Raw genomic sequence first — 11,862 nt, forward strand, 5'->3', positions numbered from 1 at the left:
GTGGACATCAGCGTGTACCGCCCCGGCGAGCTCAGCTCCGCCGACCGGGCGGCATGGACCTCTTTGCAGTCCAAGGCCCATCTGCAGGGTTCGCCCGAGCTGGGCAACCCCTTTCTCTCACCCGAGTTCGCGCTCGCCGTCGGCCGCTGCCGGCGCGGGGTGCGGATCGCGGTCGTACGGGAGCGCGGCGAACCGGCCGCGTTCTTCCCCTTCCAGCGCACGGCGGCCGGCGTGGGCCGGGCCATCGGGCTCGGCGTCTCGGACGCCCAGGGGGTCGTGCACCGGCCCGGGTTCACCTGGGACGCCCGGGAGCTGCTGAAGGCGTGCGGGCTCGCCGTATGGGAGTTCGACCACCTGGTGGAGGGCCAGGCGGCGTTCGAGGCGGAGACCTCCGGCACGTTCCCGTCCCCGGTCATGGACATCGACCAGGGGTACGAGGCGTATCTGGGCCAACTCCGGGAGCGGTCACCGAAGTTCACGAAGTCGACGCTCGCCAAGGAGCGCAAGCTGGGCCGGGACCACGACGGCGTGCGGTATGTGCACGACGAGCGCGATCCGGCGGCCCTGCGCACGCTGATGGCGTGGAAGTCCGCGCAGTACCGCAGGACGGGGCGCAGCGACCGCTTCGCGCACGAGTGGATCACCCTGCTCGTCGAGCAGCTGTTCCACACCCGCTCGGATCCGTTCGCGGGGATCCTGTCGGTGCTGTACGCGGGTGGCAAGCCGATCGCCGCGCACTTCGGGCTGCGCGGCGAGCGGGTGCTGGCGTGCTGGTTCCCGGCCTACGACCCGGCGTTCTCGAAGTACTCGCCGGGCCTGGTCCTGCATCTGCGCATGGCCGAGGCCGCCGCCGCCGACGGCATCGCCTACCTGGACCTCGGGCGGGGCCAGAAGGAGTACAAGGACTCCCTGAAGACACGCGAGCTGACGGTGTCGGAGGGGTGGGTGACCCGGCGTCACCCGGTCGCGTTCGGACACCGGGCACGGCGTGCCCCGGTCCGGGCGCTGCGCAACGCCGTGCAGGCACGGCCGGAGCTGTTCGAACCGGCGGACCGCCTCCTCAAACGCATGGGGAAGATCCGCTCGGCAGGGCCGTAACGGCCGACACAACAGGGCCGGTTACGGCCAAACCCAACAAAAACGTGAGAGCTCGTTCCAGCTCTTGCCATACAGGCTCAATCATCAATACCGTCGTACATCTCACCCGCATCGGACTGTCAGCAAGCGGCTCTAGGGGAGGGCTCAAGACCGCAGGCGGTCCCGGCGCGGGGCGCGGTAGGGGGGTACTCGGTGACGGTGTCCGCACTTGTGACCGAGTCGTGCCGCGCGACCGGCTGCCGTTTATGGGTGGCCGGCCAGACATGCCAGCTCACCATGCGTGCACGGAGATCCATTCGGCCGTGCCGCAGGTGAGATACCCCCCTTTCGAACCGGACAAAATACCGGGCCGCCCAGGGGCGGGCGGTCCACCGGACGAGAGGGATCAGACTCATGAGCTCTGTGCTGCGCCCGGCCATCGCGGACCAAGGTCCGTCCACAGCCGGCAAGTACCGGCCCGTCTCCTCGCACCTGGCCATCGCGCCACCGGTGAGCGTGGTGATCCCGGCCATGAACGAGGCGGAGAACCTTCCGTACGTCTTCAAGACACTCCCGCACTGGATACACGAAGTGGTCCTGGTGGACGGCAACTCCACCGACAACACCGTCGAAGTGGCCCGTGAGCTGTGGCCGGACGTGAAGGTCGTGCGGCAGCGCGGGAGGGGCAAGGGAGATGCCCTGATCACCGGGTTCGAGGCGGCCACCGGCGACATCATCGTGATGGTCGACGCGGACGGCTCGGCCGACGGCAACGAGATCCTGTCGTACGTCTCCGCCCTGGTCTCGGGCGCGGACTTCGCCAAGGGGTCCCGTTTCGCCAACGGCGGCGGCACGGACGACATGACGCCGATCCGCAAGCTCGGCAACTGGGCGCTGTGCACGGCCGTCAACCGCAAGTTCGGAGCCCGCTACACCGACCTCTGCTACGGGTACAACGCGTTCTGGCGGCACTGCCTGGACAAGATCGAACTCGACTGCACCGGCTTCGAGGTGGAGACCCTGATGAACATCCGGGTCGTCAAGGCGGGACTGAAGGTGCAGGAGATCCCCAGCCACGAGTACCTCCGCATCCACGGCACGAGCAATCTGCGGGCCGTGCGGGACGGGCTGCGGGTGCTCAAGGTGATCCTGCGGGAGCGCTCCAACCGGCGTGCGCTGCGCAGCCGCAGGACCCCCTCCCCGATGCTCGACTCGGTCCGGGGAGAGGCGTCTTGAGCGGTCCCGACATCTCCGTCGTGATCTGCGTGTACACCGAGGACCGCTGGGAGGACATTCTCGCGGCGGTCTCCTCGGTGCGGGCGCAGGCGTATCCGGCCCTGGAGACGCTGCTGGTCGTCGACCACAACGCGGCGCTCCTGGACCGGCTGACCAAGGAGTACAAGGAGTCCGAGGAAGGCACGACCGAGGTGCGGGTGCTCGCCAACGCGGGCCCCCGTGGCCTGTCCGCCGGCCGCAACACGGGTATCGCCGCCTCGTACGGCGAGGTCGTCGCGTTCCTCGACGACGACGCCGTGGCCGAGCGCGACTGGCTGAAGCACTTCGCGGCCGGGTACGCCGACCCGCACGTCATGGCCGTCGGCGGGCGCACGGAGCCGATCTGGGCCTCGGGGAGGCGGCCGGACTGGTTCCCGGAGGAGTTCGACTGGGTCGTCGGCTGCACCTACCGGGGCCTGCCGCGCGGCCGGGTGAGGGTGCGCAACGTCCTTGGCGGCAACGCCTCCTTCCGGCGTACGGCGTTCGACTTCGCGGGCGGTTTCGCGACCGGCATCGGGCGCGACGGCGACCGGTTGCCGCTGGGCTGCGAGGAGACGGAGCTGTGTATCCGGCTGACGCGTGCCAGGCCGGACGCCGTGCTGCTGATCGACGACCGGGCGGTGATCCACCACCGGGTGCCCGAGGCGCGTGAGCACTTCGGATACTTCCGGACCCGGACGTACGCCGAGGGCCTGTCGAAGGCACTCGTGGCCCGAAGTGTGGGCGCCGACAAGGGACTTGAGTCCGAACGCAGGTACACCACCCGGGTCCTGCCGGCCGGGGTGGCGCGCGGGCTGCGGGATGCCGTACTGGCCCGGCGGGGCGGCGCGGGGCGGGCGGGCGCGATCGTCGCGGGGGTGCTGACGGCGGCCGGTGGGTACGTCGTGGGGAGTGTCCGGGCGCGGCGGGGTGACGTTACGTACTCGGTCGCGGGGATCGACAGGGAAGCCGGCGAGGGGGAAGCCGGCAGCGAGGGGGGCATCGGATGAGCGACGCGCGCGTACCGATTCTCATGTACCACGCCGTCTCCACCTCACCGAACGACGCCACCCGCGACCTGTCGGTGGCGCCGGAGGCGTTCGCGGAACAGATGGCGCTGATCGGCGATCTGGGTTTCACGCCCGTGCGGACCGCCGATCTCGCGGCGCGCTGGCGCTCGGGCAGACCGCTGCCGGAGCGGCCGGTGCTGATCACCTTCGACGACGGCTACGAGGGCGTGCACCGGCACGCCCTGCCCGTGCTCGCCAAGCACGGCTTCCCGGCCACCGTGTTCGTCTCCACGGGCTGGCTCAAGGGCCCGCACGACACCGGCGGCGGCCTGGACACCATGCTCGACTGGGCCCAGGTCCGCGAACTCGCCGGGGCGGACGTCGAGATCGGCGGCCACAGCCACACGCATCCGCAGCTCGACCAGCTCCCGGACGACAGGCTGCGCTCCGAGCTGATCCTGTGCAAGGAGATCATCAGCGACGAACTCGGCACCGTCCCGGCGTCGTTCGCCTATCCGTACGGCTATTCCAGCCGCCGGGTGCGTGCGGCGGTGCACGAGACGGGGTACGCCCAGGCGCTCGCCGTCAACAACGGCCTCGCACGGCGCCGGCAGGGGCCGTACGCCCTCACCCGCCTGACCGTGCGCCGCACCACGGGCGTCGAGGAGTTCCAGCGGATGGTCGAGGGCCGCGCGATCGTCCGCACCTTCGCCAGGGACCGTGCCCTCACCAAGGGGTACGCCGTGGTCCGCAGAGCCCGACAGGTCCGCCGGAAGGCCATCCGTTCCCGTGTCTGACACGACGACCACGACCGAGCCCGCATCGACCGACGCGACGGCGCCCGAGCAGTCGGGGCGCCGGCTTCGCCTGCCCGGCATGGGCGGGCCCTCCGGGGGCAGTCAGCTGTTCCGCAACGCCTACGCCCTGATGATCAACACGGGCATCTCCGCCGTGCTGGGGCTCGGGTTCTGGCTGGCCGCCGCCCGCTACTACTCCGAGTCCGCGGTCGGCCAGGGCTCCGCCGCGATCGCCGCGATGAAGTTCCTCGCGGGCCTGACCGCGGTCACGCTGACGGGTGCGCTGGCCCGCTTCATCCCGGTGGCGGGCCGCAACAGCGGCCGCCTGGTCTTCCGGACGTACGCGGGCAGTTGTGTGGTGGTGGCGCTGGCCGCGGGCGTGTTCCTGCTGACGCTGGACCTGTGGGGGCCGTCGTACCGGTTCCTGAACGGGCCGGTCAACGGGCTCTTCTTCGTCGTGGCCGTCATCGCCTGGAACCTGCTCACACTCCAGGACGGCGTGCTGACCGGGCTGCGCCGCGCGGTGTGGGTGCCGGTCGGCAACACGGTGTTCTCCGCGGTGAAACTGGGCCTGCTGGTGGCCTTCGCGGTGGCGATCCCCACCGCCGGTGTCTTCGTGTCGTGGGTCGCGGCGATCGCGGTGTCCGTGCTGCCGCTGGGCTGGCTGGTGTTCCGACGCCTGGTGCCGCGTCATGTGCGGGCGACCGAGGAGCACACGCGCCCGCCGTCCCTGCGGGAGATCGGCAGGTTCCTGGCGGGCGACTACACCGGCTCGCTGTTCTCCCTCGCCGTGGTCTATCTCATCCCGGTGATCGTGGCCGCGCAGGTCTCCGCCGAGGACAACGCGTACTTCTACATCACGGCCACGATCGGCGGCACGGTCAATCTGCTCGCCATCAACATGGGCGCCTCCCTCACGGTCGAGGGCTCGCACGACCCGAGGCGGCTGGCCGCCAACACCCGGGCCGCGCTCAGGCGCATGGCGCGGATCATGGTGCCGGTCGCCACGGTCCTGTTCTTCGGGGCGCCCTGGATCCTGGGCGTCTTCGGCCAGGGCTACGCGGACGCGGCCACCCCGCTGCTGCGCTGGTTCGCGGTCGGCGCGCTGCTGCGGGTCGTCATGGAGACGTACTTCGCGGTCCTGCGCGCCCAGAGCCGTACCGCCGGACTGGCCTGGCTGCAGGGCATGCTGTGCGCGTCGGTGCTCGGCCTGACGCTGCTGCTGCTCCCCCGGATGGGCCTGACCGGTGCCGGCGTCGCCGAGATCGTCTCCCTCGCGGTGATCGTCGCCATCGCCGCGCCCAAGCTGTACCGGACCGCGCGGGCGACCTCGGCCGAGGTCCCCGAGGACGCGGCCCCCGACGGCGACCTCGCCGACCTGGGGGCGCGCGAGGTTCCCGAGGGGGCGCGCAAGCGGGGACCCGGGTGGGGGCTCGACACCGACACCCTCGCGCTCGGCATCCACGTCGACTTCGACCACCTGGACCGCCGGCCCGACGTCCGCCCGGGGCCGGGCACTCCGCCCACGGGCACGCCGCCGGTACGCGTGGACTCGGACCGCCGGCCGGCCTGGGCACGCAAGCCGGAAGTCGGGCTGCCGGTCGAAGAGCGGGAGCCGGGCTCGGAGGCGTCGCTCGGGCCCGCCGAGGTGGACGCGCCGTTCGAGACGGACTTCGACGCGGGCAGGGGCGACGAGGCCGTACCGGAGGAACGCGAGGAGGCTGCCGTACGGGAAGAGGCCGTCGTACGGGGGGAGAGTGCCGTACGGGAAGAGCCGCCCATGCACGAAGAGGCCGTACGACCGCCCGACGCGCCCTCGCCGACCTGGCGTGAGCGGCTGCTGCCCACTCGCCTCGGGGTTGTCCTGGGCTGTCTGCTGGTCGCCGCGCTGCTGCTGTACTGGGTGCCCGCGCTGCGGCTCGGCGAGGCCGGTCTGGACGGGATGGGCGGGCTCGGGCTGATCTCCGTGCTGCCGCTGCCCACGCTGGTGGGGGCCGCGCTGCTGGCGGTGGTGTTCGCCTCGCTGCTGTGGCTGGGCCGGGAGCACCGGGCGCTGCTGCTGGTCACCCTGCTCGCGACGGTCGTGTCACTGCACGCCCTGCCCGCGCTGATCGAGACCGAGCCGCGGTTCGCGACGGCCTGGCAGCACCTCGGCTTCCTCGACTACATCGACCGCACCGGGTCGGCCGTGCCCGACCTGGACGCGCGCTGGAGCTGGCCGGGTTTCTTCGCGGTGGCCGCGTTCGCCGCGAAGGCGTGCGGGGTCGGCGACCTCACCGAGGTCATCCGCTGGTGGCCGCTCGCCATGCAACTCCTCTACCTGGTCCCGATGTTCCTGCTGGTGCGCTCCATGCGGGCGAGCTGGCGGGCCAGGTGGACCGGCATCTGGATCTTCGTGCTCAGCGGCTGGGTGGGCCAGGACTACTTCTCGCCGCAGGGCTTCACCTATCTGCTGTACCTGGTGTTCGCGGCGATCCTGCTGGTCTGGTTCCGGGCGCCGCACGTGATCTGGACGAAGCGGCGGCCCGGCGAGGTCGAGGTCGAGCCGGCGAACCGACGGCAGCAGGCCGTACTGCTGATGGTCGTCATCGGGCTGTTCGCGGCGAGCGTCCCGGCCCACCAGCTCACGCCGTTCGTGATGCTGGGCGTGCTGACAGGGCTCGTCCTGCTCGGCAAGTCGGAACTGCGCGGCCTGCCCATCCTGTTCGGCGTGATGGTGACGGTGTGGATCGGCTTCCTGGCCGAGCCGTACTGGTCGGGGCACTTCGACGACCTCTTCGGCGGGGTCGGCGGCGTCGGCAGCAATGTGTCGTCCTCCGTCTCCGGCCGTATCGAGGGCGGCAGCTCCACCCACAAGCTCGTCCTCTACACGCGCGTGCTGCTGGCCGGCGGTGTAATGGCCTTCGCCTGCTGGGGCTGGTGGCGCCGGCGCTTCCACCACTACCGCGAGCGCTCGCTGCTCGTCCTCACCTTCGTGCCGTTCCTGGGCTTCGGCATGCAGTCGTACGGCGGCGAGATGGCGCTGCGGGTCTTCATGTTCGCCCTGCCCGGCGCGGCGCTGCTGGCCGGACTCGCCCTCTTCCCGCGCACCGGCGTCACCGCCAAGGAGCGCGACAAGGACAAGGTGAGCCTCGCCCCGCTGGCCGCGCTGATGGCGGGCCTGGTGCTCATGGGCGGGTTCCTGGTGGCCCGTTGGGGCAACGAGCCGTTCGAGCGGATCCGGCCCGGCGAGGTCGCCGCCATGGAGTACGTGTACGCCCATGACGATCCGACGGTGCGGCTGCTGTGGCTGAGCGACGACACCGTGAACGTCGTGACGCCGTCGATGCCGTGGGGCTCGCGGGACATGGAGAAGGTGGAGTACCTGCCGACGCTGGCGCCGATCGACCCGGTGCTGGTGTCGGGGCTGGTCAAGTCGCTCAAGGACGCGGGCCCGAACTCGTATCTGATGATCAATCGCGGTCAGGTCACCTATCTCCGGATGGACGTGGGCTATTCGGCGACCTGGGAGTCGCGGCTGATCCGGAACCTGGACGAGCGGCAGGAGCTGAAGAAGGTCTTCGCCAACAGTGACGTGACGATGTACGCGCTGAGGAAGCAGCCGGCGGGCGAGGTCCCGAAGGCCGATCCGGGGCCGATCGGGCCGCAGGTGACCTGGACGCCGTGGTCGGTGGTCGGGGGTCTGGCGGCGGTCGCGCTGATCGTGCTGCTGACGGCCCGCGAGATCGTCCGGGTGGCCATGCGGCCGAGTGTGCGGCAGCTGCGGTGGCTGCAGAGCAGCTTCTGGTTCTCGCTGCCGCTGCTGGCGGTGCTGCTGGCTTCGCTGGTGCAGCGGTTCCTGACGATCAAGTAGACGATCACTCGGAGGTGAGGTGGCTCAGCGCTTGAGCCACCTCACCTCGTACGCCTGCAACGCGACCTTCTCGCCGTCGACCTTCGCGCTGGTCTGCCGGTCGAGGGTGTTCACGACGACGACCGTCTTGTCCGTTGCCAGGGCCCGGACGCCGGCCTTGTCGACGGACACCTTCTTGTACTCGGTGCCCGGCCGGAACTCCTTGCCGAACCGGGAGAGCAGGTCGTACATGGGCAGCTTCTCACCGCCGCTCGCGGTGTCGGTCGGCGTCCACAGGCAGCCGGCGCAGTCGGTGCCCTTCTCCTCCTGCGGGTTCCAGTAGAAGGCGGAGGAGGCGCCGCCCTTGGCGAGCGCGATCATGCCGGCGGCCTGGACGGCGACCCGGCGGGCCTCGGACCAGCCCTTGCGGTCGTCGTTGCCGTCGGCGGGCTCGACGTAGTACTCGGCCCACCACAGGGGCAGGTCACCGGTCTGCCGCCGCACCCACTGGCTCACGGCCGTGAACTTGTCGGTGGCCGTGAACTCGTCGGGCAGCAGCTCGTCGTCCCGGGTGTAGCTGGAGCCGTCCACGACGACGAAGTCAGCGCCCACCTTGTGCTCGTTCCAGTACGCGAAGGCGTCGACGGTGCGCTGGTCCAGTGCGCCCCAGGGGCCCGTCAGCGCCGTGGAGGCCTCCGCGGCACGCGGGTCGACGCTGTCCATCACGAGGTACGGCCCGCCGACCATGATGTCGGGGTTGACCTTCTTCAACGCCTTGTGGACGAGGTTGTACAGCCGGGTGTAGCCCTCGTAGTCCCAGCGGGCCTCGGCGTCGTTCCAGAAGCCCTTGAACTCGTTCCACACGATGAAGTGGCGTACGTCGGGGTAGCGCTTGGCGACGGTCACGGCGAGCGCGGCGAAGTCCTCGAAGTGCTCGGGCTCCGGTGCCGTCTCCAGTGCGGCCTGGCTCCAGTTCGTGTTGTCGACGCCGGGCTTGCCGCCCTTCATCCAGTCGGGGGCGCAGCACAGGGTGACGACCGGGGTGCTGCCGGAGGCGCGCATGAAGTCGATACGGCGGTCCATGGCCTCGAAGTCGTAGCGGCCCTCGACCGGTTCGGGGTTGTCGGCGCCCCAGCCCATGAGGTGCTGGATCTGCGGCAGGCCTCCGGCGTCCGCGAGCCGTCCCTCGACGCGCCGCACGGCCGCGGCGGCGCCCTCGTCGGCGCTGTGCCGGGTGTGGGTGAACCCCCAGCCGACCTCGGGGTTCGTGGCGTCCGGCGTGGCGGTCGGGCTGCCGTGCACCTTGTCGCCGTCGCGTGTGGTGCCCGCGGTGCTCGCGCCGCTCCCGGGAAGCGTGTTGAGCAGGGTCACCACCAGGGCCAGCACGGCCACGCCCACACCGAGCAGCGCGGTGAGCCGCCACCGCCGTGCCCCCGAATTCCACCCATGACGTCCCATCAAGGACAACGGTAACGGGGGCGACAGCCGCTCGGGCGGGTTTCGTCACTCTGGACCGTTGGCGGTACGTGCCACGGAAACCGGGTGCACCGGGCCGCCGTGTGCCGGATCATGGCCGCATGTCTGCGAACCCACACGACGCTCTGCCGATCCGGCTCAACGTCGACGACAGCGACTCGCCGTCCGACGTCGTCGACGCGCTGTTCCTCGGCCGCTTCGCGACGGGCGAGCAGCCGTACTCGCACGCGGCGAACATCGACCGCGTACGGTCCGGTGCGACGCTGCTGCCGCCGGGCGCCCGGGTGCTGCGCGCAGCCCGCGACGACGACCGGAGCGCGACCCTGGCGGAGGGTGACGGCTGGACCCTGCTGATCTCCCGCTGGAACCGCGGTGCCGACGTCACCGTGACGGCGACCAGCGAGGAACTCGCGGCGCGTGTCCTGGGCGAGGCGACGGACGGCGCGGCGGACGAGCCCGAGCCGCAGCCGGAGAACGTGACCATGGGCTTCTGGTACGTCTCCCCCAGGCGCGGTCCGCACCGCACGACCCGGCAGATCTCGGCGGGCACCTGGGACGAGGTGCGGGCCAACTACACCGCGCCGGTGGCGGACGCGATGGACCGCCTGATGAAGACGACGCCGGAGGACATCGCGGGCCGCCTGCTCCTGCTGCACGGCCCGCCGGGCACCGGCAAGACGTCGGCGCTGCGGACGCTGGCCCGTTCCTGGCGGGACTGGTGCCAGGTCGACTGTGTCCTGGACCCGGAGCGGCTGTTCAGCGATGTCGGCTACCTGATGGACATCGCGATCGGCGAGGACGACCCGACGGGCAAGGGCCGCTGGCGGCTGCTGCTGCTGGAGGACTGCGACGAGCTGATCCGCGGCGAGGCGAAGCACACCGCGGGCCAGGCGCTGTCGCGGTTGCTGAACCTGACGGACGGACTGCTGGGGCAGGGCCGCAACGTCCTGGTCGGTGTGACGACCAACGAGGACCTGGAGCGCCTCCACCCAGCCGTGGTCCGCCCCGGGCGCTGTCTGGCCCGCATCGAGGTGGGGGCGCTGACGCGCGGGGAGGCGACGAGCTGGCTGGGCACGGAGGAGGGCATCGGCCGTGAGGGCGCCACGCTGGCGGAGCTGTACGCGCTGCGGCGGGGCACGTCCCCGACGTCGCTGCCGGACCCGCGGGACGGGGCGGACGCGGGGCTGTACCTGTAGCCCTCCGGTGCTTTCATGGATGTATGACCCTGTTCGTCGGGACGTCGGGATGGCAGTACAAGGACTGGCGGGGTTCCTTCTATCCCCCCGATGTGCCCATGCGGCTGTGGCTTGAGGAGTACACGGAGTGCTTCGCCACGGTGGAGATCAACAACGCGTTCTACCGGTTGCCGACGCGGGAGAACTTCGAGGCCTGGCGCGAGCGGGTACCGGGGGACTTCGTGGTCGCGGTGAAGGCGAGCCGCTACCTCACCCACATCAAGCGCCTCAAGGATCCCGAGGAGCCGGTCCACCGTCTGATGTCCCACGCGGCGGGCCTGGGTGACCGTCTGGGGCCGGTACTCCTGCAGCTGCCGCCGACTCTGCGCGCCGACCCCGACCTGCTGGATGCCTGCCTGGCCTGCTTCCCGTCCGGAACGCGGATCGCGGTCGAGCCCCGCCACGAGTCCTGGTGGACGGCCCGGACCCGCGAAATCCTGGAGTCCCGAGGGGCCGCCCTGTGCTGGGCCGACGTCCAGGCCCGCCCGGTCGCGCCTCTGTGGCGCACGACGGACTGGGGCTACGTCCGCTTCCACGAGGGCCGCGCCCAGCCCTGGCCCCGCTACGGGCGACGCTCCCTGGAGACCTGGGTCGACCGGATCGCGACCACCTGGTCCGACGCCGAGGACGCGTACGCGTATTTCAACAACGACCCCGGTGGGGCAGCGGTGGAGGACGCGGTGGTCTTCGGGAGGGCGGCGACGCGAGCGGGCCGCACGGTCACCCGCACGCCGGGGTTGGCCGTACGCCGCTGACTACGCTCCGTAGGCCGCGCGCAGGGCATCCCGTACGGCCGCCAACGCGTCGGCCTCCGCGAGCCCGAGCCTGCGAGCGCGCTCCACGTAGGCCTGCGCGGCCGACGCCAGCTCACGCTCGGCGGCCGAGCCGGCGGCCGCCACGAACGTGCCGTTACGCCCCCGCGTCTCGATCACCCCGTCGCTCTCCAGCGCCCGGTACGCCTTGGCGACGGTGTTGGCCGCCAGCCCCAGCGACTCCGCCAGCCCCCGCACGGTCGGCAGCCGGTACCCCACCGGCAGCACCCCCGACCGCGCCTGCTCGGAGATCTGCGCCCGCACCTGCTCGTACGGAGCGCCACTGTCATCGATGTGGATCTTCAAGGTCACAGGGCGATTGTCCCGTACCCGCCGGAAAATGAGAGGCACCCCGGGACATCCCCCGCG

General features: G+C 71.1%; 9 protein-coding genes. 7 read left to right on the plus strand and 2 right to left on the minus strand.

Annotation, left to right across the window (positions count from 1 at the left end):
* The 5 genes from ABIE67_RS10945 (at position 1) to ABIE67_RS10965 (ending at position 7,991) form a co-directional block, all read left to right on the plus strand.
* Positions 1-1,098 carry a GNAT family N-acetyltransferase gene (locus ABIE67_RS10945; protein ID WP_370256148.1) on the plus strand — a complete coding sequence of 366 codons (1,098 nt, stop codon included), beginning with the start codon at positions 1-3 and terminating at the stop codon, positions 1,096-1,098.
* A 393-nt stretch (positions 1,099-1,491) separates the two neighbouring features.
* Entirely contained in the window at positions 1,492-2,313 is an 822-nt protein-coding gene (locus ABIE67_RS10950) for a glycosyltransferase family 2 protein (protein ID WP_370256150.1), read from the plus strand.
* A complete protein-coding gene (locus ABIE67_RS10955; protein WP_370256151.1) occupies positions 2,310-3,341 on the plus strand; it encodes a glycosyltransferase family 2 protein in 1,032 nt (343 codons plus the stop codon). Before ABIE67_RS10950 ends, ABIE67_RS10955 begins: the two co-directional genes overlap by 4 nt.
* Positions 3,338-4,138: a polysaccharide deacetylase family protein gene (locus tag ABIE67_RS10960; RefSeq protein WP_370256153.1), complete on the plus strand. Its 801-nt coding sequence runs from the start codon at positions 3,338-3,340 to the stop codon at positions 4,136-4,138. The genes ABIE67_RS10955 and ABIE67_RS10960 overlap by 4 nt, the downstream gene beginning before the upstream one ends.
* On the plus strand, positions 4,131-7,991 hold the full coding sequence (locus tag ABIE67_RS10965; protein ID WP_370256156.1) for a lipopolysaccharide biosynthesis protein: 3,861 nt from the start codon (positions 4,131-4,133) through the stop codon (positions 7,989-7,991). Before ABIE67_RS10960 ends, ABIE67_RS10965 begins: the two co-directional genes overlap by 8 nt.
* A 24-nt stretch (positions 7,992-8,015) precedes the next feature.
* Here the strand turns inward: ABIE67_RS10965 and ABIE67_RS10970 are convergent, their stop codons facing one another.
* A complete protein-coding gene (locus ABIE67_RS10970; RefSeq protein WP_370256160.1) occupies positions 8,016-9,428 on the minus strand; it encodes a xylan 1,4-beta-xylosidase in 1,413 nt (470 codons plus the stop codon).
* 119 nt (positions 9,429-9,547) lie between these two features.
* On the opposite strand from ABIE67_RS10970, the gene ABIE67_RS10975 reads away from it, so the two are divergent.
* On the plus strand, positions 9,548-10,642 hold the full coding sequence (locus tag ABIE67_RS10975; protein WP_370256164.1) for a DUF5925 domain-containing protein: 1,095 nt from the start codon (positions 9,548-9,550) through the stop codon (positions 10,640-10,642).
* A gap of 23 nt (positions 10,643-10,665) precedes the next feature.
* On the plus strand, positions 10,666-11,436 hold the full coding sequence (locus ABIE67_RS10980) for a DUF72 domain-containing protein (RefSeq protein ID WP_370256168.1): 771 nt from the start codon (positions 10,666-10,668) through the stop codon (positions 11,434-11,436).
* On the opposite strand, the gene ABIE67_RS10985 is transcribed toward ABIE67_RS10980, so the two are convergent.
* Positions 11,437-11,805, minus strand: coding sequence for a GntR family transcriptional regulator (locus ABIE67_RS10985; RefSeq protein ID WP_370256171.1), 369 nt, complete (start codon positions 11,803-11,805; stop codon positions 11,437-11,439).
* Between the last annotated feature and the right edge of the window lie 57 nt (positions 11,806-11,862).

This window comes from Streptomyces sp. V4I8, from assembly GCF_041261225.1.
Classification (GTDB): domain Bacteria; phylum Actinomycetota; class Actinomycetes; order Streptomycetales; family Streptomycetaceae; genus Streptomyces.

Coding starts and splice junctions, on each gene's coding strand:
- ABIE67_RS10950 (WP_370256150.1), top strand. CDS start 1,492: ATGAGCTCTGTGCTGCGCCCGGCCATCGCGGACCAAGGTCCGTCCACA.
- ABIE67_RS10960 (WP_370256153.1), top strand. CDS start 3,338: ATGAGCGACGCGCGCGTACCGATTCTCATGTACCACGCCGTCTCCACC.
- ABIE67_RS10970 (WP_370256160.1), bottom strand. CDS start 9,428: ATGGGACGTCATGGGTGGAATTCGGGGGCACGGCGGTGGCGGCTCACC.
- ABIE67_RS10975 (WP_370256164.1), top strand. CDS start 9,548: ATGTCTGCGAACCCACACGACGCTCTGCCGATCCGGCTCAACGTCGAC.
- ABIE67_RS10980 (WP_370256168.1), top strand. CDS start 10,666: ATGACCCTGTTCGTCGGGACGTCGGGATGGCAGTACAAGGACTGGCGG.